Source organism: Psychrobacillus sp. NPDC096623 (genome assembly GCF_044762655.1).
Taxonomy (GTDB): Bacteria; Bacillota; Bacilli; order Bacillales_A; family Planococcaceae; genus Psychrobacillus.
The window spans coordinates 463291-488470 of the sequence record NZ_JBIWER010000002.1; the positions used below are offsets into that span (position 1 = coordinate 463291).

Below are 25180 nucleotides of genomic sequence, written 5' to 3' on the forward strand. Positions count from 1 at the left end.
GTGAAAGGATGCGTTAAAATGTTAAGTAAAGAAAAACTAGCAAGAATTAGCGAGCTGTCTAAAAAATCTAAAACAACAGGACTTTCAATTGAAGAAGCAAAAGAACAGAGTTCTTTACGTAAAGAATATTTGGAAACTTTTCGCTCCACAATGAGAGATACTATAGAAAGTGTAAAAATAATTGACCCTGCTGGAAATGATGTAACCCCTGTAAAGGTTCAAGAAGCCAAGAAAGGAAAGTTTCTGAATTAATTAATCATTTCAGAAACCATTGATAATACAGACATTCTTGTCTAAACTAGAAATATAGAAAAAATTTGTTTGAGAGGATGTCATTCATGTCATTACAATCCGATTTATTAGCAATTAATACGGTTCGAACTTTGTCTATTGATGCAATCGATAAAGCTAATTCTGGTCACCCTGGTTTACCAATGGGGGCTGCACCAATGGCTTACACTTTATGGACAAAACATTTACGTCATAATCCAAATAACCCAACATGGTTCAACCGCGACCGTTTTGTATTATCTGCAGGTCATGGTTCTATGCTTTTATATAGTCTACTTCACCTTGGTGGCTATGATTTACCTATGGAAGAGATTAAGAACTTTAGACAATGGGATTCTAAAACACCTGGACATCCTGAATTCGGTCACACTGCAGGAGTAGAAGCAACAACTGGTCCACTTGGTCAAGGAATCGGGATGGCAGTAGGTATGGCGATGGCTGAGGCACACTTAGCAGCTACGTACAATAAAGAAAACCACTCTATTATTGATCATTATACTTATGCATTATGCGGTGATGGTGATTTAATGGAAGGTGTAGCTGCAGAAGCAATTTCTCTTGCTGGCCATCTTCAATTGGATAAATTGATTGTATTATATGATAGTAATGATATTTCTTTAGATGGTGATTTAGGTAAATCATTCTCAGAAAATGTAGAAAAACGATTTGATTCATATGGTTGGAACTATATTCTCGTAAAAGACGGAAACGATATCGAAGAAATTTCAAATGCTATTGATAAAGCGAAGTCTCAAAATGATAAACCAACTCTTATTGAAGTGAAAACTGTTATCGGCTTTGGTTCTCCTAACCGTTCTGGTAAGTCAGATGCTCATGGTATGCCTTTAGGAAAAGACGAAACTCTTTTAGCTAAAGCGGAATATAAATGGTTATACGAAGAGGACTTCTACGTTCCTGAAGAGGTTTATGACACATTCAAACAAGCATCTGAACGTTTAGGTGTTCAAGAAGAGGCTTCTTGGAATGAGAAACTAAATGCGTATGAGTCTGAATTCCCTGAGTTAGCTTCAACACTAAAAACAGCTATTTCTGGAGAATTACCTGAAAACTTTGCAGATGCATTGAAAACGTACGAAACTGGTACTTCTCATGCTACTCGTTCTGCATCTGGGGAAGCAATTAATGCAATTGCTCAAAACTTACCTTCATTCTTTGGTGGTAGTGCCGATTTAGCAGGGTCCAATAAAACTACCATGAAGAATGTTGGAGATTTTTCAGCAGAAAATTATGCTGGAAAAAACATTTGGTTCGGTGTACGTGAGTTTGCAATGGGGACTGCTTTAAATGGAATGGCTTTACACGGAGGACTAAATGTATTTGGTGGTACATTCTTCGTATTTAGTGACTATGTACGCCCAGCAATTCGTTTATCTGCATTAATGGGACTTCCTGTAACGTATGTATTTACACATGACAGTATCGCTGTTGGGGAAGATGGTCCAACCCATGAGCCAGTGGAACATTTAGCTTCTTTACGAGCAATGCCAGGTCTATCTGTAATCCGTCCAGCTGATGCAAATGAAACTGCAGAAGCTTGGAAACTAGCTGTTTCATCTAAAAATATTCCGACGGTTCTAGTGCTATCTAGACAAAACCTTCCTACGCTTGAAAACTCAGTGGAGCTAGCTAAAGAAGGAGTTTCAAAAGGAGCTTATGTTGTAGCGCCTAATGAAAAAGCGGAAGCGATCCTGCTTGCAACTGGTTCAGAAGTGAGTCTTGCAGTTGAAGCGCAACAAGCACTTTCTAAAGAAGGTATTGAAGTTTCCGTTGTTTCTATGCCGTCATGGGATTTATTTGAGAAACAAGATGCTGCATATAAAAATACGGTTTTACCATCTCATTTAACAAAGCGTCTAGCAATCGAAATGGGTTCATCATTAGGCTGGCACCGTTATGTTGGATTTGAAGGCGACGTAATTGCTATTGATAAATTCGGTGCAAGTGCTCCTGGTGAAATTGTTATGAAAGAATATGGTTTCTCTGTAGAGAATGTTGTTTCTAAAATGAAAGACCTACTTCAAAAATAAGAATATTAATAAAAGCAATTCAAATACTTTTAAACATTTAGTATTTGAATTGCTTTTTTATTCGAATTTATATAGAATGCAAAAAGAATCTATAGTATAATTTTTAATGGTGTCTTGTACACGTAGATAAGAACATGAAGGAGGAGAAAATATGCAAACATGGATTTGGATTGTTATTATAATCGTTGCGTTAATCGCTGGTGCGGCAATTGGTTTCTTTGCAGCACGTCAATATATGATGAAGTACTTAAAAGAAAACCCGCCTATTAATGAACAAATGCTACGTATGATGATGGCACAAATGGGTCGTAAGCCTTCTGAAAAACAAGTTAAACAAATGATGAATCAAATGAATAAAATGCAAAAATAAAAAGCACTCAGCAGAGTGCTTTTTTATTTATTTAACAAACCATTTTCTTGTAGAAAATCTGCCACAACTTGCTCATATTCTTTACTATTTTCATTGAACGATTTAGCATGTTCACCTATATCAAATAATTTTAATGTTTTTGGACCTAGCTTTTTTTCATATAAATCTTCAGTCATTTTAGGAAGTATAAAATCATCTTGCAAACTATGGATAAATAAGACTGGTTTTTCAATTTTGTCAATCACATCAATTGGGGAAACGAGATTTAGCGTATATCCATCACGCAGTTTTAAAAACAAATTCGCAAATCGTATCGCGAGACTCGATCGGAGAGGAGTTGTCTGTGTCATTATATGATAAACTTGCTGCTCAAAATCTGAAAATGCACAATCCGAAATATAAAAATTAGCATCATCAATTATAGAGCCAGCATATAGCAGTGTGGTGGCTGCCCCCATAGATTCTCCATGAATACCTAAAACTGCATCATTTCCCGCTCTTTCTCTTACTGCTTCAACAACAGATTGTAAATCTATTTTTTCATAAAACCCAAAGCTAGTTGTCTTGCCACCGGAATCACCATGTCTACGATGATCGTAGACAACACTATTAAATCCAAGACGTTCAAACATACGAACAAAACGTAGCGAGTTAATTTTGTTTTCGGTGACCCCATGGCAAATAACGACATAATTATTTGTTTCTAGTGGCTCGACAAAAATGGCTTTTAAAGAATAGCCATTTTTAGATTCGATCCATTGTTCCGTTTTATTTACTGCGTTAAACCAGGCTTCATCTAATCTTTTTGAGGTAATTTCGCGGTTTAATATAAAATCATTTTCTTTTTTCTTCATATACATCAACCTATTAGTTACAAAAAAACCAAAGAACGTAGTGATAGCTGTCAAAATACTAGTAAAAATACTCGTCCAAATAATTACTCGTTTCTTCATTTGATCAACCCCTACTTACTTTTAAATAGACTATACATACCCGTGTCTATTGGTCTAGACACAAAAGGTTCAATCACTTCTACTGCTTTAAGCAGTGAATCAAGGTTAATATTCGTCCGTATACCCATTTGATGTAGCATATTCACAACATCTTCAGTTGCTACATTTCCTGTTGCACCAGGTGCAAAAGGACATCCGCCTAGTCCACCAGTAGAAGTATCGAACCGATCAATTCCCGCTTGAAGGCTTGCTAGTATATTGGCTATACCCATTTTTCGAGTGTCATGAAAATGAGCGGTAATAAGAGTAGCTGGAAATTCATTCTTCAACATTTTGAACAATTCATAGCTTTCCTGGGGATTAGCCATTCCAATTGTATCTGCTACGCTTAGTTCGTTTACACCCCATGAAACGAACTCTTTGCACAGGGCTAATGTGTCTGATGGATCTATTTTACCCTCATATGGACAATAAAAAGCAGTGGAAATACAGGCGCGAACAAAATGACCTTCTTGTAATAGTTTTTCCACAATTGGCATGAGTTCATCCATGCTTTCTTTCGTTGTTTTATTAATATTTTTTTTATTAAAACTGTTAGAAACGCCTACAAATACTGCGAAATTCTGAGCACCAGATTGTGTGGCTAATTCGACACCTTTTTTATTTGGTGTTAGTACAATTTGTCTACCCATTTTTTTCACTTGGGTAACTATTACATTTGCATCTTTCATTTGCGGTACCCATTTTGGTGAAACGAAGGAGGTTAACTCCATTTCCTCTATTCCTGCTTGCTGCAGTTTTTCGATATAGGCTAGTTTCACTTCAGTTGATACTTCATTTTTTTCATTTTGTAAGCCATCTCTTGGACCTACCTCGATAATTGTCACTTTATTTGGTAAACTAAACATAATCATCCCTCCCTCTTTATTGTAAAGAAAGGATGGTTAAACAAGCAAATTTAAGTTTGCTTCTTTTAAATTAGTTTAATACAGGGGAAACAAGGAGGAAATCAAGTGACTAATGAAGTTGTGATCGTAAGTGCAGTAAGAACAGCAATAGGTTCTTTTCAAGGTGCCTTAAAAGATGTTCCAGCTACCAAACTAGGTGCTATTGTAATTGAAAAGGCTTTAGAAAAAGCAGGGGTTTCTAAAGATGCTGTGGACGAAGTAATAATGGGGAATGTACTTCAAGCAGGTTTAGGCCAAAATCCAGCAAGACAAGCGTCTATCCAAGCTGGGTTGCCACAATCAGTATCAGCGTTAACGATTAATAAAGTCTGTGGTTCTGGCTTAAAAGCAATTCATCTTGCAACGCAAGCTATTATTGCAGGGGATGCAGATATTATTGTTGCAGGTGGAATGGAAAACATGAGCCAATCACCTTATTTGTTGAAAAATGCTAGAGATGGTTTCCGTATGGGCGATCAAAAAGTAGTAGATAGTATGATTTCAGACGGACTATGGTGTGCTTTTAATGATTATCATATGGGTGTAACTGCTGAAAATCTATGTGATCAATATAATATTAATAGAGAAGAGCAAGATAAATTTTCCGCGCGTTCGCAGAGTAGAGCTGCTCAAGCGATAGAAGAAGGTAAGTTTGTTGACGAAATCGTACCAGTAGAAATTCCACAAAGAAAAGGGGAATCTATTGTCTTTTCGCAAGACGAATATCCAAAGAAAGGTTCTACAGAAGAAAAGTTAGCGGGGCTACGTCCTGCATTTAAAAAAGACGGCTCAGTAACTGCTGGTAACGCTTCAGGGATTAATGATGGAGCAGCAGCTGTAGTGGTTATGTCTAAAGCAAAAGCGGATGAGCTTGGACTTAAACCGCTTGCAACAGTTGTAGCAAATGCTTCTGCAGGAGTGGATCCAAGCATCATGGGAATTGGACCTGTGGAAGCAGTGAAAAAAGTATTAAACAAATCTCAACTCACGTTATCTGATATCGAGTTGATCGAAGCAAATGAAGCTTTTGCAGCACAGTCGATTGCTGTAGATAGAGAGCTGAGCTTTAATCATGATATACTAAACGTAAATGGTGGAGCGATTGCATTAGGTCATCCAATAGGGGCTAGTGGTGCCCGTATTTTCGTAACTTTACTTCATGAAATGGAGAAGAGGGATGCTAAAACAGGTCTTGCTACACTTTGTATAGGTGGAGGTCAAGGAGTCGCGACTATAGTTAAACGTTAATAAAGAAGGTGAATACATGGCTAAGAAAAAACAAAGGCAACAACAGGTAAAACCTGCTAAGCAAGTGGAAGAAGGAAATTCCTTATCCGATCAGCTTTCTTCTGACATCCTAGCGAAACTAAAAGAAACAAAGCAACAATTAGTAACCGCTGAACAGCAAAAGGAAGAAGAAAGACAAGCACAACTTGCTTTCGAAAAGAAAGAAAAAGAAAAAAACAAATCGTTTGAAGAACTATTAGATGAGTATGGCTTTGGCGGTTCGAAGTTTTAAAAAAGAAAACCTATTCGCTTTATGTGAATAGGTTTTTTAGTAGGAAAAATACCCTATTCAAACTAACAAGTCATTTTTTCAAACTAAACTCTCCCAAGTTCCAACTAACCAAGATAGAGTTTCCAAACGTCTTTTTATAAAAGCGTAGCAAAATGAAAAAAGCCAGTCGTGAAGTACATCACGACTAGCTATTCAAGTTAAAGCCATTTTAAATTCGATGTTCCATATAAATCTCTCTTTTTGTTATTTCGCTTGCTTTTTGTAAAATACTTTCTGGCACTTGTATTTTGTATGCCTTGATAGATTCCATCAACTGCTCCTCACTACTTGCACCGAGAATCATCGAACCAGTTACATTTTGCTGTAATACATAATGTTGAGCAATTGAACTTAAAGGAGCATCTAACGCATCCAACTCTTTAATAACTTCAAGTAATTCCTGCTGAGTATAATTTAAATAATCATCTATTTTAAATGCACGAGTTAATCCTTCAGCAGTTAATAACCCTTTTGCTAACGTACCTCTACTAAGTAGAGAAGTCGAATTATTTTCTAATAAGGAAAGCCATTCTTCCGGTCTTCTGTCAAGTAAACTATATTGCATCATTACAGAAACGGCATTGCTTTTGCGTAAAAATCGATCAATGACGTTTGGGCGAATAGAGGAGATGCAGTACGTACGTATAAGTCCTTCTTTTTTCAACGATTCCATTGTATCGATAACTTCGTCTACATTATCCTCCATCGTGCCACCGTGGAGCTGATATACATCTATATAATCAGTTTGGAGACGCTTTAATGATGCGTGTACGGCCTCTGTAATCCATTCCTTTGACGGATCCCAGGACCAACCATTCCCAGATTTGTTTAATCGATTTCCAACTTTTGTTGCTAATATAATATTTTGTCGATTGCTCTTAAGTGCATTACCAACAATCTTCTCATTTTCGCCATTCTCATATAAATCTGCTGTATCAAAATAGGTAATGCCGTTTTCTAATGCCACTTGAATAATATTATCAGCAGCTTTTTGATCAGTTGGAAGTGACATGCAGCCTAATCCAATTTCTGAAACGTATATTTCACTTTTACCTAATTGTCTTTTCTTCAAGTTTCCTCACGTCCTTTTCTACATGGTACAATGTCAAATAGATAGATTCAACTAAAGAGCACAGATACTAACGAGAGGATGATTCGTCATGAAAAAGTTCGAGGAAAAAACAATTCAAACAGAGGTTAAATTTCAAGGAAGAATAATAACACTACAGGTAGATGAAGTAGAACTACCAAATGGTAAAACTAGCAATAGAGAAATTGTAAAACATCCAGGTGCAGTCGCGGTTATTGCAGTAACTAATGACAAAAAAATAATATTAGTAGAACAATATAGAAAACCATTAGAAAGGTCTATTATTGAAATTCCTGCAGGAAAAATAGAAGTTGGAGAAGCTCCAGAAATAACTGCTCTACGTGAATTAGAGGAAGAGACAGGCTATACAACGGAAAAACTAGAGTACATTCAGTCATTTGCCACATCTCCCGGATTTGCTGATGAGATTATCCATCTCTATTTTGCAGAGAATATTAAAAAGATGGACTCACCAGTGGGATTAGATGAAGATGAGTTTGTCGAGTTATTGCATGTGAGCCTTTCCGAAATGGAAGATATGGTGAAGAGACAACAAATCTATGATGCTAAAACTGCGTTTGCATATATTTGGTTAAAAGATTATTGGAAAGAAGCATGATTTAAGTTAGTACAAGCATATGATGAAAGTAGATAGGGGGTGTTCCAATTTGAACCAGACTTATACTATTTTCATCTCATTATGTGTACTTGTAGTAAGCTTTGTTGGAGGTTTAATATTATTTGAACAAAGTACGGTAGAACAGCAGCAATGGATTATAAATCTCTTGGATGCACGCGTTCTATTAGTAGAAAAACCTACTTTATTAGAAACGATTTTTCCTCATCTCATGTTTGCCATTGTGTTTTTCTTGTTTTATCAGCATCGGTTTTTACGTAAACTAATTTTAGTTATTTGTGCATTTAAAATTACATTCTATGGATATTGTTCGAGTTATTTGTTGCAAACGCAGGAATCTACTTTTCCTTATGTATTCTGGTGGTTTCCATTTCAGCTAATTTATTGTATCTTGTTGTTAGCATTAGCCAATCGGATTAATATTTTTTCGCTATCCTTCTATATAATTGTTATAATTATAGAGTTCATCATAATACCATTTATATTATTTAATAATTAGTTCTTCTTAATAATTATTATTATGTGAATCTCTTGTAATGAGAATTCAATTATTGGTATAATGGATTCAAGTAAGGAGGCGTCGTATGGAAAGCCGTATTGATCGTATAAAAAAACAATTATCTGGTGCGAGCTATAAACTGACGCCACAGCGAGAAGCGACAGTCCGAGTTTTGCTTGAAAATGAGGAAGATCATTTAAGTGCAGAAGATGTATTTTTACTAGTTAGAGAAAAATCACCTGATATAGGACTTGCAACTGTTTATAGAACGCTAGAGTTATTAAACGAATTGAATGTAGTAGATAAAATTCAATTTGGTGATGGCGTATCTCGCTATGATTTAAGACAAGAAGGCGCAGCGCATTTTCACCACCACTTAGTTTGCATCGAATGTGGAGCTGTAGATGAAATTCAAGAAGATTTGTTAGAAGATGTGGAAGCTATTGTTGAGAAAAAGTGGAACTTTAGAATTAAAGACCATCGTCTAACATTTCATGGTATTTGTTACCGTTGCCAAGAGGATAAGTAAACAAAAGGATAGCTTACTAGCTATCCTTTTTTTAATCATTGTTTGATAAAAGGAGTGAAGTGTTTGAAGAATGTATTGCTACATTTAGAGGATTATATGCACTTTTTACAGATAGAGCGACAATTAGCAAGTAATACGTTGACGTCCTATAAAAAAGATTTAACAGATTATTTTCACCATATATTTGAAGTACAGCAACTACATAATCTAAATGAGGTAGAACGCGCGCATATTGTTCTTTACCTTCGAAATTTAAAAGAGAAAGGGAAATCGGCACGAACGATTTCTCGGCATATATCCTCTGTTCGTTCCTTTCATCAGTTCCTGTTAAGAGAAAAGGTGGCGGACGCAGATCCATCTGTCCATTTGGATTTACCTCAATTAGAACAAAAACTACCGACGTATCTATCTGTAGAGGAATTGAATAATCTATTAAATAGTATTGATGTATCCAAACCCCAGGGTCAAAGAGACTTAGCTATGTTTGAGCTTATGTATGCTAGCGGCATGAGAATTAGTGAATGTTTAAACTTAAATTTAGAGGATATTCATTTATCCATGGGATTTGTTAGGGTGTTTGGTAAGGGTGGCAAGGAACGAATCGTGCCATTAGGTGGTTCTGCCATTAGAGCTTGCACAGATTATATAGAAAATGCTAGACCAATATTGCTGAAGTCTGAAAAAACCGATGCAATTTTTATTAACCAACGTGGTAAGCGTCTGACAAGACAGGGAATATGGAAGTTGCTAAATAAGCATGCTACAATAGCGGGAATCTCTAAAGATATAACTCCTCATGTTCTAAGACATTCTTTTGCTACACATTTAATTGAAAATGGAGCCGATTTACGTGCTGTCCAAGAGATGCTTGGACATTCGGATATTTCTACGACTCAGATTTATACCCATGTTAGTAAAAGTCGATTAAAGGATGTTTATAAACAATTTCATCCTAGAGCGTAAATTGTCAGAGGTCTGACCTGTACTTTTATATTATTTTTGGTAAACTAGAAGAAAATAGTAGGAGGGTTATAATATGAATGAATTTAAGCGCATACATGTAATTGTGATGGATTCTGTTGGAATAGGGGAAGCGCCAGATGCTGCTGCTTTCGGGGATGTAGGGTCACATACTATTGGGCATATTGCAGAAAAAATGAATGGACTACATATGCCTCAAATGGAACAACTTGGTCTTGGTAATATCGATGCCATCCAAGGTATCAATAAAGTTGCAGCACCTACCGCTTACTTTGGCAAAATGCAGGAAGCCTCTGTGGGTAAGGATACGATGACAGGGCACTGGGAAATAATGGGTTTGAATATTGATAAACCATTTAAAGTATATCCAAATGGATTCCCGGATGAGCTAATCTCTCAATTAGAAGAAAAAACTGGACGCAAAGTAATTGGTAACAAACCAGCTAGTGGAACTGAAATATTAGATGAGCTTGGCGAAGAACATATGAAAACTGGTGCAATTATCGTTTATACATCAGCGGACCCTGTTTTGCAGATTGCTGCGCATGAAGAAGTTATTCCATTGGAAGAATTGTATCGTATTTGTGAAATTGCTCGTGAGTTAACTTTGTCGGAGGAATTTTTAGTAGGTCGTATAATTGCTCGTCCATTTATCGGTGAACCAGGTAAATTTGTACGCACTTCAAATCGCCATGACTATGCATTAAAGCCTTTTGGTCGCACAGCGATGAACGAACTAAGTGATGCTGGATTAGATGTAATAGCGATTGGTAAAATACACGATATTTTTAATGGTGAAGGTATTACTTCTACAGAAAGAACTAAAGATAATATGGATGGAATGGATAAATTCATCGCAACATTAGACAGAGATTTCAAAGGCATCAGCTTCTTAAATTTAGTTGATTTTGATGCGTTATTTGGTCACCGTCGCGATCCGTTGGGCTATGGTAAAGCTTTAGAAGAATTCGATGTACGTTTAAAAGAGGTGCTTCCAAAGTTAACAGAGGAAGATTTGCTGATTATCACGGCTGACCATGGAAATGATCCGACGATGCCTGGGACAGATCATACGCGTGAATATGTTCCGTTAATCATATACTCACCAAAATTTAAGGAAATAAAAGAATTACCACTACGCAATACTTTTGCAGACATTGGGGCAACAATTAGTGAAAACTTTGGTGTTGCAACAACTGAATTCGGCGAGAGTTTCTTATCTTTATTAAAATAAAAACAAATCCTACAGTAAGGAAGTGTAAGTACGATGAGAATGATTGATATTATTGAAAAGAAAAGAGAAGGTAATGCTCTTACAAAAGAAGAAATTGAATTTTTCATCGAGGGATATACTAACGGTTCTATTCCAGATTATCAAATGAGTTCACTGTTAATGGCTATTTTCTTTCAAAATATGACAGATGAAGAAAGAGCAGATTTAACAATGGCCATGGTTAACTCGGGTGAAACAATTGATCTTTCTGCAATCGAAGGTGTGAAAGTCGATAAGCATTCCACTGGTGGAGTTGGTGATACGACTACATTAGTTTTGGGTCCGTTAGTTGCTGCATGTGGAGTTCCAGTTGCGAAGATGAGTGGCAGAGGACTTGGACATACTGGCGGTACAATTGACAAGTTGGAAGCGATTGAAGGGTTCCATGTAGAGCTAACATCTGAACAGTTTGTTAAACAAGTGAATGAGCTAAAAGTAGCGGTAATCGGGCAGAGTGGGAACCTGACGCCTGCCGATAAAAAGTTATATGCTTTACGCGACGTTACCGGTACAGTTAATAGTATTCCACTAATAGCAAGCTCCATTATGAGTAAGAAAATTGCTGCTGGAGCCGGTGCAATAGTGTTAGATGTTAAAACTGGTGACGGGGCATTTATGAAAACGACAGATGATGCGAGAGAGCTTGCACAGGCTATGGTTCGTATTGGGAATAATGTAGGCAGAAAAACGATGGCTATTATTTCAGATATGAGTCAACCTCTTGGTAGAGCGATCGGGAATTCACTAGAAATAGTGGAAGCTATTGATACGCTAAAAGGAAATGGTCCTGAAGATCTGACAGAGCTTTGTTTGACGCTTGGAAGTCAAATGGTTGTAGTTGGCGAAAAGGCCGAAACTCTAGAAGAAGCAAGAGAAATGTTACTTGCTGTTATAGAAGATGGTTCTGCATTAGAAATATTTAAGCAATTCATCAAATGGCAAGGCGGTAATGAGAAAATCGTTGATGATATTTCATTACTACCTCAGGCAGCATACAAAATTGAAGTTCCAGCATCCCAAGATGGTTTTATTACCTTTATGGAAGCAGACGAAATTGGTACTGCAGCAATGCTACTAGGAGCAGGAAGAGCAACGAAAGAATCAGAGATAGATTTAGCAGTTGGTATAGTGCTCAACAAAAAAGTGGGAGACTCTGTAAGCAAAGGAGATTCACTTGCTACTATCTATTCAAATAGAGAAGATGTAAAAGAAGTTATGGATAAATTAACACAGTTTATCGATATAGAATCTACTAAAAAAGAGGCGCCACCATTAATTTATGAAGTAATAACTGCGTAAAATGCAGGAGTATTATGACTACGGTCATGGTACTCTTTTCTTTTTGGGAAATTTTTTTAAGGAGTAGTTTTTAGTTTACTCGCTCTCGAGCGCAGGATACTCTCTTTTCTATCGAAACGGATTATTCCTCCTAATATGCAGCTATCTATATAGACCTCACACAAAAGTTTAAAAAACTTTTGAGTGAGGTCTATTTTTTGATTAAAAAAAAGAATATGTTCCCATACTTGAAGAGACCACCCTCTGTCGAAAATCGACTAATAAACGATGATTTCTTCTACTTTTGTCAAGCGCAAGGAATTTTTAAAGAACATGTGGAATAGCGCTATCTAAGGAGGCGATTTTATGATTCATGAAGTTGAAAAAGTTGGAGACGAAATTATTATTATTCGATTAAAAGGTGAATTAGATCATCACAGTACAAATGATATTAGAAATGAGATAGTTCCAATGATTAAAAACGGGTCTATTAAAGTATTAGTTTGGAATTTGAAAGATTTGCATTTTATGGATAGCTCGGGGATAGGTTTGATACTAGGAAGAATGAGAGAGCTTGCACCAATAGATGGACAAACAATAATTGTAAATCCATCGCCAACAATGCGCAAAATTTTTCAGTTTGCAGGTTTAAGCCCTTATATTTATAGCGAATCCGAAATTGAAATAATGTCTAAGTTAGGGGGAATAGTTTATGGACAATGAGATCACATTATCTTTTATCGCTAAAAGTGAGAATGAGGCATTAGCCAGAATGGTTATGTCTAGTTTTATCGCAACAATCGACCCGACTATAGAAGAGTTGTCTGAATTTAAGACGGTCATTTCTGAGGCGGTAACAAATGCAATCGTCCATGGTTATGAAGAAGACGGAGTAGGGAAAATTGAATTGCATGCACAACGAGTAGATAGAGAAATTGTCGTTTCCATTGTAGATTATGGTCGTGGAATACGCGATGTCAATCAAGCACGTGAGCCACTCTTTACGACAAAACCTGAGCAAGAGCGTTCGGGAATGGGCTTTACAATTATGGAAAGCTTTAGTGATGGTGTTGAGATTTACTCCATTCCTGACAGGGGGACGACAGTAACAATAACGAAGCAATTTGTACCAATTCAAGAATCTTGTAGGATCGTCTAATGATAAATAAAAAACCGTCTACTTTACTAACTCAAGAGAAAATGAGAGAGCTTATAGCACTATCACAGACTGGTGATAAACTAGCAAGGCAGCAAATGATTGAGGGTAATACGAGGCTTGTATGGTCTATTGTTCAGCGATTTGCTTCCAGGGGAGCAGATTTAGAGGATTTGTTTCAAATCGGCTGTATTGGCTTGATGAAATCGGTGGATAAGTTTGATTTGTCCTACGAAGTTAAGTTTTCGACGTATGCGGTTCCTATGATTATTGGGGAGATTCAGCGGTTTTTAAGAGATGACGGAATGGTGAAAATTAGTCGTTCGATCCGAGAATTAAATTTTAAAATTAGGCATGCTACTGATGACTTTTTGAAAACGTTCGAGCGCCAACCTACTATATTGGAGCTAGCACATATTTTAGAGGTGTCCAGAGAAGAAATAGTAATGGCTACCGATGCTCTTCGTGATCCGGCATCATTGCAAGAGCAGCTTTATGAAAATGATAGTGGGGATGCTCTAACGTTAATGGATCAAATGAAAGATGAGCGGTCTGAGAAACCGTTTGAGCATATTCCACTACGAGAGCTGGTAGAAAAGCTAGACAAACGTGAGCAGATGATTATTTATTTACGATATTATCTTGATTGTACGCAGAGTGATATTGCGGAACGATTAGGAATTTCTCAAGTGCAAGTATCGAGACTGGAGAAGAAAATATTAACCCAATTAAAAACTTGGCTAGTACCAGTGGGTCATACGAATTCAAATGCAAAAGATAGGTGATTGAAACGAAACCGTTGTTTAAAAGTATGGATGAAGCAGAAATGTATTTAAAAGAAAAGTTCGGAGTAAATGAGTCCTATGATGTGGGAATATTACATACCCATTTATATGAATTCCCAGTATTACTCGTCTATATTAATGGATTAATTGATGGAATGTTAATTACTCAATTACTGACGAACACCCAATTGAAAATTGCAGATAAAACAATAAGTGAAAATGAAATTATAGAACATTATTTTCCTTACTATTCTATAACGCAATATGATTCCAAGGAAAAATGGATAGCTGCACTGTTAAGTGGACAGGTCACATTTATATTATCGAATGGTTCCGTATACACCATCGATGTGCGATCCTATCCTGGTCGTTCACCTGAAGAACCCGATAATGAAAAGGTTGTTAGAGGATCGAGAGATGGTTTTACGGAAAATATAGTTCAAAATACAGCGTTAATCAGAAGAAGGATTCGGGATACAAATTTACGCTTTGAACTACATCAAATTACCGAGTTAGGTAAAACGGATATTGCCATATCTTATATTAAAAACCTTGCAAATGAAGACAATCTTACACAAATTCGCGATCGATTAAAGCAAATAAAGCATGACGGAATTACGATGACAGACAAGGCTTTGGAGGAATGGCTTTTTAAACAAGGATTCCATCCATTGCCTTTTGTACGATTTACAGAGAGACCAGATATAGCAGCAGCCCATTTACTTGAAGGGCATATTTTGTTAGTTGTAGATACATCTCCATCGGTTGTTATAGTTCCCACGACCCTTTTTCACCATCTACAGCATGCGGAAGAATTTAGGCAGGCACCTGCAATAGGGACTATTGTCAGGTGGATTCGTTTTTTAGGTGTTCTGCTTAGTCTATTTCTTTTACCATTTTGGTACTTACTATCGGTTCATCCTGAATTTTTACCAAAAGCTCTCGATTTTATTGGTCCAAAGGAAACAACAGATATTCCGCTATTGTTACAAATTTTGTTTGCAGATATAGGAATAGAATTTCTCAGACTCGCTGCTATACATACACCTACGCCGCTATCAACAGCAATGGGTATTATAGCTGCATTAGTCATTGGGCAAATGGCTGTTGATGTCGGGCTTTTTGTTCCGGAGGTTATTTTATTTACAGCAATAACAGCGATTTTCACTTTTTCTATCCCTTCCTATGAACTAAGTATCACTACTAAAATATTCAGGACTATTATCCTGTTAAGTACAGCGATGTTTGGACCAAGTGGATTTTTTGTAGCTTCGTTAGCTCTGCTTTGGTATGTAGGATCTGTAAAGCCTTTAAATGTACCCTATTTATGGCCGCTTCAGCCTTTTTTCCCAAAAGCGTTTTTGAGAACAATCATTCGTTATCCTATGCCCATTGATGCTAAAAGACCATATATAACAAGAGCATCTAATCGAAAACGATCTTAAAGTGCATTGCCATTTCCTTATCTAATGTGATAAAGTTCTAATAGATATAGGGAAAAGAGGCGAACTTAATGGTGCTAGTTTCAAAGCATGCTGTAAACGAAAAAGGTCACTTAATGATTGGTGGAATAGATAGCTTAGAGCTTGCAAAAACATATGGAACACCATTGTTTGTGTACGATTTATCTTTAATAAGAGAACGAGCGCAAGCATTCATCCAAACATTCCAAGATCAACATATACCGGCTCAAGTTGCCTATGCAAGCAAGGCCTTTTCTAGTGTTGCAATGTACCAAGTGATGAAACAAGAAAATCTATCTTTAGATGTGGTATCTGCTGGGGAATTATATACGGCGATTAAAGCCGGATATCCAGTTGATCGAATTCACTTTCATGGTAACAATAAAAGTAAAGAAGAATTATTATTAGCTCTTGAGCATAAGATTGGTTGTATAGTTGTCGATAATTTTTATGAAATAGAATTATTAAAGACGCTAACTGCTAAAACCAAACAAAAAGTTAATATATTATTAAGGGTTACACCTGGAGTCGAAGCCCATACGCATGATTATATAACGACGGGTCAGCAGGATTCAAAATTTGGATTTGATTTGCTTAATGGACAAGCGGACCAAGCATTTCTAGATGTTTATGAAGATAAATATATTCAGCTGCTTGGTTTGCATTGTCATATTGGCTCTCAAATATTCGAAACAACTGGCTTTAAAGTGGCGGCAGAGAAGCTTATCACTAAAATGATAGGCTGGCATACAGACTATAACTTCGAATGCAGCGTTTTAAATCTAGGTGGAGGCTTCGGTATAAAATATACGGATGAAGATGCGCCCCTGGAACCAGCTGTATACGTAAAAGAAATGATACAAATAGTAAAAGAGCTCGTGCATAATTCTTCTTTTAAAATGCCAGAGATTTGGATTGAACCGGGTAGATCACTAGTTGGGGATGCAGGAACTACGTTATATACAGTAGGGTCTGAAAAAGTTGTACCTGATATTCGGAACTATTTAGCGGTTGACGGTGGAATGTCTGACAATATTAGACCTGCCTTGTACGGCGCAGAATATGAGGCAGTTATTGCGAACAAAATGGGAAATCAGTTAACGAATAATTATACCATCGCCGGTAAATGTTGTGAGTCTGGGGACAAATTAATCGAAGATATTCAATTACCTGCAGCTGAACCTGGAGATATTCTTGCGATGTTCTGCACAGGTGCCTATGGATACTCTATGGCAAGTAATTATAATCGCTTAACGAAACCAGCCGTAGTGTTTGTAGAAAATGGAAAACACCAATTAGCTGTAAGAAGAGAAACGTTGGAAGACCTCATACATCTTGACCTTCCTTTTACAATGGAAAAGGAGTGAGCAAGATGAAAAAGGGGAATGTAATACTCTTTCTAATGATTTTTATCGTAGGAATTGTTTGGGGTGTCTTATACTGGTTATTTATAGCACCAAATGCCAATTTGTAAAATCGGTAAATTTCATGTACGATAATACAGATATTTTAAGAAATTGGACTTAGTTTATTAGTTTTTAGATAAATAACAAAGCCAAGAAATTAAAAGAGGGTTTAAATCATGCTACTTCGCTATAAAAAGTCATTCGAAAAGATTTCAATGGGGCTGCTTTCTTTTATGCCTCATGAAAAAGATGTGAAAAAGTTATTAGAAACAATTCATGAGTATGAAACTAATCCAGATTGGCATTTATTTCTTTGGAAAAAAGAAGACGATTTTGTTGGATTGATAGGAGTACGAATGGAAGATACGGAAGCAGTAATTCAACATCTATCCGTCAATCCGTCACATCGTGGCGAAGGCCTTGGACAAGAAATGCTAGAAAAACTTCCAACAGTTCTACCAACAACCTCACTTAAGCCATCCAAGGATGTTGAATCATTTTATGCGAAATGCCAAACAAAAAAAGAAGAGAAATGACTTTAATTTAACAAGTCATCTCTCTTTTTTTTCTCTCTTTTTCGTTCCTCTAGTATTTCTGAACGATCTCTCAGCATATGTTTATGAATAAGAAAATGTAAGCTCTCATTCGTTTCGAGCTGAAGCTCATTAACTTGTGATTGTAGAGCGCGATTCGTTATTTCGATTGTAAATCCATGAAACTTTTGACTACTAGTCATTAATTGAAGTGCGTGAATCATATTTTCTATTAAACGCTGGTAATTTAAGTTATCAAAGAAAGGGGAATCCTTTGTAAGCTCCATTCTTTTTATACTTGTTTTCATCGTTTTAGTAGCTCCAGTTAAATTTCCACGGCGCCAATGGTACATAGAAGTTGCTAACAGTATTAACGCAGTTAATGTATGCTTTTTATCTCTTGGGGAAACTTCCTTCCAATAGTCTTCCAAAACCTCGTGACACTCAAAATAATCGAAGGTCTCATTGAAATGTTTCAAAAATGCCACAAAACTAGTATGAAATGTAGGGTGCAATACAATCACCTTTCCTCTATAATTATGTTAAAAACCGATAATAGGTGGAGTTTTATGAGTTATGAAGTAAAAACAGAAGCGTTTGAAGGACCTCTAGATTTATTATTACATTTAATAAATCGTTTGGAAATAGATATATACGATATCAAAATGGCAGAAATCACAGAACAATACATGGAGCATGTACACGCGATGCGTGTTTTAGAACTCAATGAAGCTAGTGAGTACTTAGTGATGGCTGCAACTTTACTATCCATTAAAAGTAAAATGTTATTGCCGATTCATCAAGACGACGATATAGACGATGATTTCGATATGGATTTACAAGATCCAAGGGATGAACTTGTACTTAGATTAATAGAATATAAGAAGTATAAAGAAGCTGCAGAAAATTTACATGAGATGGAGGAGACTCGGTCACTCTATTATTCTAGACCACCAACAGATTTAAGTGAATTTCAAACTAGTAAACAATTAGAATTACTTGAATTGGATGCGAATGTATATGATATGCTTGGTGCGTTCCAAAAAATGTTGCGAAGAAAACAGTTAAATGCGCCTCTTAATACGCGAGTAAGTAAACAAGAGATATCGATCAAGGCTCAGATGAAAAATGTTATAGAGGTGTTAAAAAAAGGTGGAGGAAAATTATCGTTTTACGAACTTTTCCCAACAAGAGATAAGAATACTATCGTTACTACTTTTTTATCACTGCTAGAATTGATGAAACGCCAAATTATACAAGTAGAACAAAAAAGTAATTTTGAAGATTTGTTTGTGCATTTGCGAAAGGAAGATATAGAAAGTGAATTCGAATATGAGATTGATGAGTAACATAGAAAGCCTTTTATTTGTAAGTGGGGAGGATGGCTTAACAAAAAAACAATTAGCCTTTCTAACTAGTGGGGCAGAAGAGGAAATAGAAGTGATTCTTCAGGAAATGATGGAGGAATATCAAACGAATCAAACAAGAGGAATTGAAATAAAACAATTAGCAGGAACCTATCAATTAGTAACGAAACAGGAAAATATAGAGTCCATTCAAAAATTAGTAGAGAACCCAACAAATCAGTCTTTATCACAGGCATCTCTTGAAGTACTAGCAATTGTTGCTTATAAACAACCTATTACGAGAGTAGAAATAGAAGAAATTCGTGGGGTGAAATCCGAACGACCAATTCATACACTTTCTGCAAAAGGGCTTGTGCAAGAAGTTGGTCGTGCGGAAGGGACAGGTCGGGCTATTTTATACGGCACGACAAATGAGTTTCTCCAATACTTTGGATTAAAGGATATACATGCCCTTCCACCACTCCCAGAAGATCAGTCTGAGGATGCTATGGAAGACACAGATTTATTTATGACGAAATTTCAAGAAACGTTTGAAGGATAGAAATAATTGAATGAGGAGCATGATTCATTTTTAAAAAAACGGCCATATTTCTGTTGGTTTTTCTCTTATGGAATATTATTGAGGCGGATGCTTCATCATCTTATGTTGTAATTGATGCAAATACAGGAAGATTACTAGAAGGTAGCGAACCAAATGCTCCACTACCAATTGCAAGCTTAACAAAAGTGTGGACTGCAATCACGGTTTTGGATAACGTTTCGCTAGATGAAGAAATAACCATTTCTAATGCTGCTGCATCGCAAGAAGGATCATCGCTGTACTTACAGGCGGGTGAGGTTTGGACGGTCGAATCATTATTGTATGGATTACTGTTACATTCGGGCAATGATGCAGCTTATGCACTTGCCGAGCATACTGGTGGCTCAATAGAGGGCTTTACTAAATTGATGAATGAGAAAATAGAGCTTGCTGGGTTAAAAAACTCCCACTTTACTAATCCCTCTGGGCTTCATCATGAGGAGCATTTTGCTTCTGCAATAGATTTAGCTAATATGTTCCGTTTGGCTATGCAGAACGAAGAATTTGCGAAAATTGCTTCAGCGAAATCTTATTCTCCAAAAGAAAGATCTGTCAGATGGAAAAACAAACACAAATTATTACACTATAATGAGTTTGCTATTGCTGGAAAAACAGGATATACAAAGGCTGCAGGAAGAACATTAGTAACTTATTTTGAAGACAAGGGGAAAAAAGTTATTGTAGTAACATTAAATCAATCCAATGACTGGAATACACACTCCTCTCTTGCCGCAAATATATTTAAGACATACGACAATGTGAAGGTTGTAGAAAAAGGAAAATATCGACTGTTGGATAAACAGATTATCGAAGTGAAAAAAGATTATTTCCTGTTACTAAATAAAGAAGAACGAGACGCAACAAAAAATATATTGTTCATCCCTCGTAAATCATCGGAGAAAAAACCGTATTTTTGGAATGTTACAATAAACAATGAGGTTGCTTTAAAATTTAATGTAAAGAAAATTGACTAAAAATATCGAGAAGACAGTTATTATAAAAGACTGTCTTCTTTTAATTTGTCCAAAAGTGTGACATAATTCACTCATGTGAGTTGGATAGAATGGACGAGGTGAATGTGTTGGAAAGATTACAAAAAGTGCTTGCACATGCAGGTGTGGCATCGAGAAGAAAAGCAGAAGAAATGATTGCACAAGGTAAAGTGAAAGTAAATGGAAAAGTAGTAACGGAACAAGGGATTAAAGTGTCCGACAATGATGTAGTAGAAGTGGAAGGGGTAAAATTAGAAAAAGAGCAAAAAGTATACTATTTATTATATAAACCACGTGGTGTGATCTCAGCTGTAACGGATGATAAAGGCAGAAAAACAGTAACAGATTTACTTCCCCATGTGAAAGAACGTTTATATCCTGTTGGAAGACTGGATTATGAAACATCAGGTTTGTTATTACTTACAAATGATGGTGATTTTTCTTATGCACTAACCCATCCAAAATATAAAGTAGATAAAACGTATGTTGCACGTGTAAAAGGACTCCCATTAAAGGAGCAGTTGCGCCCGCTCGAGCGAGGAATAGTTTTAGAAGATGGTAAAACAGCGCCTGCGAGAGTGAAGCTATTATCTTCCGAGCGTAAAGCAGACAAATCGATTATTGAGATTACCATTCACGAGGGGAAAAATCGACAAGTGCGTAGAATGTTCGATGCAATTGGATTCCCAGTTCAAAAGCTAAAAAGAGAACAATTCGGATTCTTAACGCTTCATGGCTTAAATGCTGGGGAATGGAGAGAGCTAACTACACATGAAGTAAAACAAATGAGAGTGTTAGCAGAGACTGGTAAAATAGGTAAATAAACCTGTGAGTTCACAAAGCCTTCATAAGTAAGGCTCTTTTAAAATGTAAATTTTGTTATAATAATTGATGATTATGAGTGGAAATGGAGTGGTCAAAGTTGGCACTATCTAAAAAAAGTCGATTTTATATGAGAACTGCTATATTAGGTGTGCTTGTAGTAGCAATTATTTTTACAGTTTATTCAAACTTAAACAAAGAAAAAAATGCTGTTTTACAAGTAGGAGATAAGGCTCCGGACTTTGTATTAGTTGATATGGATGGTACAGAAAGACGTTTATCTGATTATAAAGGTCAAGGGGTATTTCTAAACTTTTGGGGTACATGGTGTAAGCCTTGTGCAAAAGAAATGCCAGCAATGGACAGACAGTTCAGTGAGTTCTCAGATAAAGGTGTCCAAACACTTGCTATAAATATTGCAGAATCAGATCTTAAAGTAAATAGTTTTGCAAATCGATATGGTTTAACTTTCCCAATAGCAATTGATCGCAACAAAAGTGTAATGGAATCATATAATATTGATCCGCTGCCAACAACTTTCTTGATCAATCCAGAAGGTAAGATTGAGAAAATTATTAAAGGTGAAATGACAGAAGAAGATATTACGAATTTTATGGATCAAATTAAACCTTCGTGAAGGAGTCTTAAAAATGGACAAGATAGTTTGTGCATGTGGAAATGTCAATCCAGCTGGAACAGCATTATGTGAAAGCTGTGGTCGTCCATTAAATGAAGAGACAAAAGAGAAAAAAATTGTAGATATGCGCTATGAAGGATCTGCAAGACGGTCTCAAACGTATAATAAGACGATTATTGATAAAGTATGGAATTTCTTTTCCAGTGTAAAAGTAGGCATGTGGATAATTGTTTCAATTTTAGTTGCGGCTGCAATTGGTACTATACTTCCACAGGTATTTTATGTGCCAGCAACAAATGAAGCGGATATTGCAGCATATTATGAAAGAATTTATGGTTGGTTTGGTACGCTCTATTATGAGCTTGGTTTATCAGACTTATATAGTTCTTGGTGGTTTCAGGGATTAGTTGGGATGTTAGGTATTTCTTTAGTGATTGCAAGTTTAGACAGAGTCATACCACTTTATAAATCTTTGAAAAAACAGAAGACGAAAAGACATATTAGTTTCTTAAAGCGTCAACGAGTTTATGGGATTGGTAAAGCGGAGGTAACAGAGGATTCTTTACTAAAAGCTGAAGAAAAGCTTAAGGCGCTCAAATATAATGTAAAACGCGATGGGAATGCTATTTTAGCTGAACGAGGACGTTTTTCCCGCTGGGGTCCATACGTTAATCATTTAGGACTCATAATATTTCTTTTTGGTGTAATGCTCCGTGCACTTCCAGGTTTTTATGTCGATGAAACGATGTGGTTACGAGAAGGGGAAACTCTTTATGTACCTGGAACAAATGGTTATTTCTTGGAAAGTAAAGGTTTCATTTATGAGACTTACTCAAAAGAAGAGTCAAATGAAGTTTTTGGAGATGCAATTGATCGAGTGGGTACAATTGCAAAGAACTATCAAACAGATGTTGCCTTATATAAAGGCCCGGAAAATTCTGTAGCTGGGCATGCTGATGATTTAACATTTGAAAAAAATGCATCTATTCAAGTAAATAAACCGATTAAATTTGATAACTTTTCTGTGTTCCAAATGGACTTCCGATTGGATGAATTAGCAAAGATGACATTCCAATTACAAGATAAACAAACACAGCAATCATTTGGAGAATTTACAATAGACTTAGCAAATCCTCAGCCTCTTTATGAATTGAATGAAGGGTATAAAGTAGAGGTATTGGATTATTATGCAGATTTTACTGGATTTGAAGAAGGGGTTCCACAATCTCAATCACCACTTCCTAACAATCCTGCATTTTTAATTAAAATGTATAGTCCAGAATTTCCTAAAGGGGAAACTAGTTTTGTTATGATCAAAGAAACGGTTGAACCACTAGGGGAAAACAAACATAAGATTGCTTTCCAAGGTGTGGAAACAAGAGATGTATCTGGATTAACAGTTCGTAAGGATTTAACTCTTCCACTTCTCGCTCTTGGCGGCCTAATCTTCATGATTGGTGTAGCGCAAGGGGCCTACTGGAATCACCGTCGAATCTGGATTCAATTATTAGAAGATGGACAAACCGTTGTTGCAGCGCATACAAACAAAAACTGGTTAAGTGTGAAGAGAGATTTGGATGAAGTTTCAAAAATAGCTCATCTTCCTGAATATTTAGATCAAGATGATCTAGATTCTTTAGATGAAAAAGTGGATAAAGAGGAAGGGGTTTAACAGAATGGATATGGCGTCTCTAAGTAGTAACTTATTATTTATAGCGTTTGTAGCATATCTAGTTGCTACGTTTTTGTTTGGAGGAGCAGTCAAATCTTCCAATGCTCAAACTACCAAGTCCTTTGATAGATGGGGTAAGTTAGCGATTACCGTTACTATTATCGGGTTTATAGCTAATCTTGGATACTTTATAACTAGATGGATCGCTGCAGGACATGCTCCTGTAAGTAATCTATTTGAATTTACTACAGCATTTGGAATGATGATTGTAGGGGCTTTTATACTTATTTACTATATCTATAAAGCACCTGCACTTGGCCTGTTTGCTTTGCCAATTGCGGTATTAATCATTGCTTATGCAAGTATGTTTCCAAAAGAAATTTCACCGTTAATACCAGCTTTAAAAAGCTACTGGCTGACTATTCATGTAATTACTGCTGCTATGGGTGAAGCGATCTTAGCGATTAGCGCTGTAGCCGGACTGATTTATTTGTTAAAAAATATTGACCTGACGAAAAAATCCAAAGAACGTTTTTGGATTGAAGCTGTCATGTACGTACTATTTATAGTTGTTGGATTTGTCGTGTCTACGGTATCGTTTTCCGTTGCAAACTACAGTGCGGAGTACACGTATATTAGCAAAGACGAAACACAACATACAATCGAATATACAATGCCAGCGCTTTTTGGTATGAATGAATCTGAAGCAATTACAGAGAATGCATTTGAACCATATGTAGAAATGCCACCATTAGTTAATGCAAAAAAATTAACTTCAGTAGTTTGGTCTATTCTATTCGGCACAGTAATCTATCTATTACTTCGATTAATATTACGAAAACGTATTTCTACTTTACTACAGCCGCTCACGAAAAAGTCTAATTCTCAATTGATGGATGAGATAGGCTATCGCGCTGTATTAATTGGATTCCCAGTATTTACTCTTGGAGCTTTAATTTTCGCGATGATTTGGGCACATGAAGCGTGGTCTCGTTTTTGGGGCTGGGACCCGAAAGAGGTATGGGCACTTATCACTTGGTTATTCTATGCTGTTTTCTTACACCTACGCTTAACAAAAGGCTGGCATGGTAAAAAATCTGCATGGTTGGCAGTAATCGGTTTCATCATTATTATGTTTAACTTGATCGCAGTAAATCTAATTATCGCTGGGTTACACTCCTATGCATAATAAAAATTAGAATTAGTGTAATTAGAAAGCTCTTAACTCTTTATATTACAGGGGGAAGAGCTTTTCTTTCATTTTAGTAGCAGTAATTGTACAATATAAGTAGATGTTGATAGAAAGGTTTGAT

28 protein-coding genes are annotated in these 25180 nt (G+C 36.4%); 24 read left to right on the forward strand and 4 right to left on the reverse strand.

From position 1 onward, the window contains the following. The first annotated feature begins 18 nt into the window (after nucleotides 1-18). From ACIQX2_RS07010 to ACIQX2_RS07020, 3 genes are all read left to right on the forward strand, one after another. A complete protein-coding gene (locus ACIQX2_RS07010) occupies nucleotides 19-252 on the forward strand; it encodes a DUF896 domain-containing protein (RefSeq protein ID WP_093063026.1) in 234 nt (77 codons plus the stop codon). Nucleotides 253-338: 86 nt separating this feature from the next. Continuing rightward, nucleotides 339-2339 (forward strand): transketolase, encoded by a 2001-nt coding sequence (tkt, locus tag ACIQX2_RS07015; protein WP_402847925.1) that lies wholly within the window; start codon nucleotides 339-341, stop codon nucleotides 2337-2339. Between the two features lie 151 nt (nucleotides 2340-2490). Further along, nucleotides 2491-2709 (forward strand): YneF family protein, encoded by a 219-nt coding sequence (locus ACIQX2_RS07020; RefSeq protein ID WP_093063024.1) that lies wholly within the window; start codon nucleotides 2491-2493, stop codon nucleotides 2707-2709. Between the two features lie 23 nt (nucleotides 2710-2732). Here the strand turns inward: ACIQX2_RS07020 and ACIQX2_RS07025 are convergent, their stop codons facing one another. Next, entirely contained in the window at nucleotides 2733-3662 is a 930-nt protein-coding gene (locus ACIQX2_RS07025; protein WP_402847928.1) for an alpha/beta hydrolase, read from the reverse strand. Between the two features lie 11 nt (nucleotides 3663-3673). Beyond that, the gene (locus tag ACIQX2_RS07030) at nucleotides 3674-4570 is read right to left on the reverse strand and encodes a hydroxymethylglutaryl-CoA lyase (protein ID WP_402847930.1); all 897 of its coding nucleotides are present in this window, start codon (nucleotides 4568-4570) and stop codon (nucleotides 3674-3676) included. 105 nt (nucleotides 4571-4675) lie between these two features. Between ACIQX2_RS07030 and ACIQX2_RS07035 the strand changes: the two genes are divergently transcribed. Both ACIQX2_RS07035 and ACIQX2_RS07040 read left to right on the forward strand, forming a co-directional pair. Next, nucleotides 4676-5857: an acetyl-CoA C-acetyltransferase gene (locus tag ACIQX2_RS07035; protein ID WP_402847932.1), complete on the forward strand. Its 1182-nt coding sequence runs from the start codon at nucleotides 4676-4678 to the stop codon at nucleotides 5855-5857. 16 nt (nucleotides 5858-5873) lie between these two features. Continuing rightward, nucleotides 5874-6128 carry a DUF3886 domain-containing protein gene (locus tag ACIQX2_RS07040; RefSeq protein ID WP_402847934.1) on the forward strand — a complete coding sequence of 85 codons (255 nt, stop codon included), beginning with the start codon at nucleotides 5874-5876 and terminating at the stop codon, nucleotides 6126-6128. A gap of 208 nt (nucleotides 6129-6336) precedes the next feature. On the opposite strand, the gene ACIQX2_RS07045 is transcribed toward ACIQX2_RS07040, so the two are convergent. Continuing rightward, nucleotides 6337-7239 (reverse strand): aldo/keto reductase, encoded by a 903-nt coding sequence (locus ACIQX2_RS07045; RefSeq protein WP_402847936.1) that lies wholly within the window; start codon nucleotides 7237-7239, stop codon nucleotides 6337-6339. 88 nt (nucleotides 7240-7327) lie between these two features. Between ACIQX2_RS07045 and ACIQX2_RS07050 the strand changes: the two genes are divergently transcribed. The 12 genes from ACIQX2_RS07050 to ACIQX2_RS07105 all read left to right on the forward strand — a co-directional run bounded on the left by ACIQX2_RS07050 (nucleotide 7328) and on the right by ACIQX2_RS07105 (nucleotide 17800). Continuing rightward, entirely contained in the window at nucleotides 7328-7876 is a 549-nt protein-coding gene (locus ACIQX2_RS07050) for an NUDIX hydrolase (RefSeq protein WP_402847938.1), read from the forward strand. Nucleotides 7877-7925: 49 nt separating this feature from the next. Further along, entirely contained in the window at nucleotides 7926-8393 is a 468-nt protein-coding gene (locus ACIQX2_RS07055) for a hypothetical protein (RefSeq protein WP_402847940.1), read from the forward strand. Between the two features lie 85 nt (nucleotides 8394-8478). Further along, complete coding sequence (gene fur, locus ACIQX2_RS07060) at nucleotides 8479-8922, forward strand: ferric iron uptake transcriptional regulator (RefSeq protein ID WP_093063016.1); 444 nt, start codon at nucleotides 8479-8481, stop codon at nucleotides 8920-8922. Between the two features lie 63 nt (nucleotides 8923-8985). Next, complete coding sequence (gene xerD / locus ACIQX2_RS07065) at nucleotides 8986-9885, forward strand: site-specific tyrosine recombinase XerD (protein WP_402847943.1); 900 nt, start codon at nucleotides 8986-8988, stop codon at nucleotides 9883-9885. Nucleotides 9886-9958: 73 nt separating this feature from the next. After that, nucleotides 9959-11137: a phosphopentomutase gene (gene deoB / locus ACIQX2_RS07070; RefSeq protein ID WP_402847945.1), complete on the forward strand. Its 1179-nt coding sequence runs from the start codon at nucleotides 9959-9961 to the stop codon at nucleotides 11135-11137. A 33-nt stretch (nucleotides 11138-11170) separates the two neighbouring features. Next, nucleotides 11171-12475: a pyrimidine-nucleoside phosphorylase gene (locus tag ACIQX2_RS07075; protein WP_402847947.1), complete on the forward strand. Its 1305-nt coding sequence runs from the start codon at nucleotides 11171-11173 to the stop codon at nucleotides 12473-12475. Nucleotides 12476-12820: 345 nt separating this feature from the next. After that, nucleotides 12821-13177: an STAS domain-containing protein gene (locus tag ACIQX2_RS07080; RefSeq protein WP_093534831.1), complete on the forward strand. Its 357-nt coding sequence runs from the start codon at nucleotides 12821-12823 to the stop codon at nucleotides 13175-13177. Next, nucleotides 13167-13613 (forward strand): anti-sigma F factor, encoded by a 447-nt coding sequence (gene spoIIAB / locus ACIQX2_RS07085; RefSeq protein WP_093060805.1) that lies wholly within the window; start codon nucleotides 13167-13169, stop codon nucleotides 13611-13613. Before ACIQX2_RS07080 ends, spoIIAB begins: the two co-directional genes overlap by 11 nt. Next, nucleotides 13613-14395: a SigF/SigG family RNA polymerase sporulation sigma factor gene (locus ACIQX2_RS07090; RefSeq protein ID WP_402847950.1), complete on the forward strand. Its 783-nt coding sequence runs from the start codon at nucleotides 13613-13615 to the stop codon at nucleotides 14393-14395. The genes spoIIAB and ACIQX2_RS07090 overlap by 1 nt, the downstream gene beginning before the upstream one ends. Before the next feature lie 26 nt (nucleotides 14396-14421). Next, on the forward strand, nucleotides 14422-15840 hold the full coding sequence (locus ACIQX2_RS07095) for a spore germination protein (RefSeq protein WP_402849129.1): 1419 nt from the start codon (nucleotides 14422-14424) through the stop codon (nucleotides 15838-15840). Nucleotides 15841-15908: 68 nt separating this feature from the next. Further along, a complete protein-coding gene (lysA, locus tag ACIQX2_RS07100) occupies nucleotides 15909-17225 on the forward strand; it encodes a diaminopimelate decarboxylase (RefSeq protein ID WP_402847952.1) in 1317 nt (438 codons plus the stop codon). Nucleotides 17226-17440: 215 nt separating this feature from the next. Continuing rightward, the gene (locus ACIQX2_RS07105) at nucleotides 17441-17800 is read left to right on the forward strand and encodes a GNAT family N-acetyltransferase (protein ID WP_402847954.1); all 360 of its coding nucleotides are present in this window, start codon (nucleotides 17441-17443) and stop codon (nucleotides 17798-17800) included. A 2-nt stretch (nucleotides 17801-17802) separates the two neighbouring features. Here ACIQX2_RS07105 and ACIQX2_RS07110 read toward each other — a convergent pair whose 3' ends face one another. Continuing rightward, complete coding sequence (locus tag ACIQX2_RS07110) at nucleotides 17803-18312, reverse strand: DUF309 domain-containing protein (protein WP_402847956.1); 510 nt, start codon at nucleotides 18310-18312, stop codon at nucleotides 17803-17805. A 54-nt stretch (nucleotides 18313-18366) separates the two neighbouring features. Between ACIQX2_RS07110 and ACIQX2_RS07115 the strand changes: the two genes are divergently transcribed. The 7 genes from ACIQX2_RS07115 to ccsB all read left to right on the forward strand — a co-directional run bounded on the left by ACIQX2_RS07115 (nucleotide 18367) and on the right by ccsB (nucleotide 25056). Beyond that, complete coding sequence (locus ACIQX2_RS07115) at nucleotides 18367-19146, forward strand: segregation/condensation protein A (RefSeq protein WP_402847958.1); 780 nt, start codon at nucleotides 18367-18369, stop codon at nucleotides 19144-19146. Then, nucleotides 19118-19705, forward strand: a complete 588-nt coding sequence (scpB, locus tag ACIQX2_RS07120; protein WP_402847960.1) for an SMC-Scp complex subunit ScpB — start codon at nucleotides 19118-19120, stop codon at nucleotides 19703-19705. The genes ACIQX2_RS07115 and scpB overlap by 29 nt, the downstream gene beginning before the upstream one ends. A 53-nt stretch (nucleotides 19706-19758) precedes the next feature. After that, on the forward strand, nucleotides 19759-20718 hold the full coding sequence (locus ACIQX2_RS07125) for a D-alanyl-D-alanine carboxypeptidase family protein (RefSeq protein WP_402847962.1): 960 nt from the start codon (nucleotides 19759-19761) through the stop codon (nucleotides 20716-20718). 107 nt (nucleotides 20719-20825) lie between these two features. Then, nucleotides 20826-21560: a pseudouridine synthase gene (locus tag ACIQX2_RS07130; protein ID WP_402847964.1), complete on the forward strand. Its 735-nt coding sequence runs from the start codon at nucleotides 20826-20828 to the stop codon at nucleotides 21558-21560. A gap of 98 nt (nucleotides 21561-21658) precedes the next feature. Continuing rightward, nucleotides 21659-22195 (forward strand): thiol-disulfide oxidoreductase ResA, encoded by a 537-nt coding sequence (gene resA, locus ACIQX2_RS07135; protein WP_402847966.1) that lies wholly within the window; start codon nucleotides 21659-21661, stop codon nucleotides 22193-22195. 13 nt (nucleotides 22196-22208) lie between these two features. After that, nucleotides 22209-23867, forward strand: coding sequence for a cytochrome c biogenesis protein ResB (resB, locus tag ACIQX2_RS07140; RefSeq protein ID WP_402847968.1), 1659 nt, complete (start codon nucleotides 22209-22211; stop codon nucleotides 23865-23867). Between the two features lie 4 nt (nucleotides 23868-23871). Beyond that, nucleotides 23872-25056, forward strand: a complete 1185-nt coding sequence (gene ccsB, locus ACIQX2_RS07145) for a c-type cytochrome biogenesis protein CcsB (protein WP_402847970.1) — start codon at nucleotides 23872-23874, stop codon at nucleotides 25054-25056. Nucleotides 25057-25180: the final 124 nt, after the last annotated feature.

Excerpts from the sequence above, each read along its gene's own strand:
- ACIQX2_RS07010 (WP_093063026.1), top strand. The coding sequence starts at position 19 with ATGTTAAGTAAAGAAAAACTAGCAAGAATTAGCGAGCTGTCTAAAAAA.
- tkt (WP_402847925.1), top strand. The coding sequence starts at position 339 with ATGTCATTACAATCCGATTTATTAGCAATTAATACGGTTCGAACTTTG.
- ACIQX2_RS07020 (WP_093063024.1), top strand. The coding sequence starts at position 2,491 with ATGCAAACATGGATTTGGATTGTTATTATAATCGTTGCGTTAATCGCT.
- ACIQX2_RS07025 (WP_402847928.1), bottom strand. The coding sequence starts at position 3,662 with ATGAAGAAACGAGTAATTATTTGGACGAGTATTTTTACTAGTATTTTG.
- ACIQX2_RS07030 (WP_402847930.1), bottom strand. The coding sequence starts at position 4,570 with ATGTTTAGTTTACCAAATAAAGTGACAATTATCGAGGTAGGTCCAAGA.
- ACIQX2_RS07040 (WP_402847934.1), top strand. The coding sequence starts at position 5,874 with ATGGCTAAGAAAAAACAAAGGCAACAACAGGTAAAACCTGCTAAGCAA.
- ACIQX2_RS07050 (WP_402847938.1), top strand. The coding sequence starts at position 7,328 with ATGAAAAAGTTCGAGGAAAAAACAATTCAAACAGAGGTTAAATTTCAA.
- fur (WP_093063016.1), top strand. The coding sequence starts at position 8,479 with ATGGAAAGCCGTATTGATCGTATAAAAAAACAATTATCTGGTGCGAGC.
- deoB (WP_402847945.1), top strand. The coding sequence starts at position 9,959 with ATGAATGAATTTAAGCGCATACATGTAATTGTGATGGATTCTGTTGGA.
- ACIQX2_RS07075 (WP_402847947.1), top strand. The coding sequence starts at position 11,171 with ATGAGAATGATTGATATTATTGAAAAGAAAAGAGAAGGTAATGCTCTT.
- ACIQX2_RS07080 (WP_093534831.1), top strand. The coding sequence starts at position 12,821 with ATGATTCATGAAGTTGAAAAAGTTGGAGACGAAATTATTATTATTCGA.
- spoIIAB (WP_093060805.1), top strand. The coding sequence starts at position 13,167 with ATGGACAATGAGATCACATTATCTTTTATCGCTAAAAGTGAGAATGAG.
- ACIQX2_RS07090 (WP_402847950.1), top strand. The coding sequence starts at position 13,613 with ATGATAAATAAAAAACCGTCTACTTTACTAACTCAAGAGAAAATGAGA.
- ACIQX2_RS07095 (WP_402849129.1), top strand. The coding sequence starts at position 14,422 with ATGGATGAAGCAGAAATGTATTTAAAAGAAAAGTTCGGAGTAAATGAG.
- lysA (WP_402847952.1), top strand. The coding sequence starts at position 15,909 with ATGGTGCTAGTTTCAAAGCATGCTGTAAACGAAAAAGGTCACTTAATG.
- ACIQX2_RS07105 (WP_402847954.1), top strand. The coding sequence starts at position 17,441 with ATGCTACTTCGCTATAAAAAGTCATTCGAAAAGATTTCAATGGGGCTG.
- ACIQX2_RS07115 (WP_402847958.1), top strand. The coding sequence starts at position 18,367 with ATGAGTTATGAAGTAAAAACAGAAGCGTTTGAAGGACCTCTAGATTTA.
- resB (WP_402847968.1), top strand. The coding sequence starts at position 22,209 with ATGGACAAGATAGTTTGTGCATGTGGAAATGTCAATCCAGCTGGAACA.
- ccsB (WP_402847970.1), top strand. The coding sequence starts at position 23,872 with ATGGATATGGCGTCTCTAAGTAGTAACTTATTATTTATAGCGTTTGTA.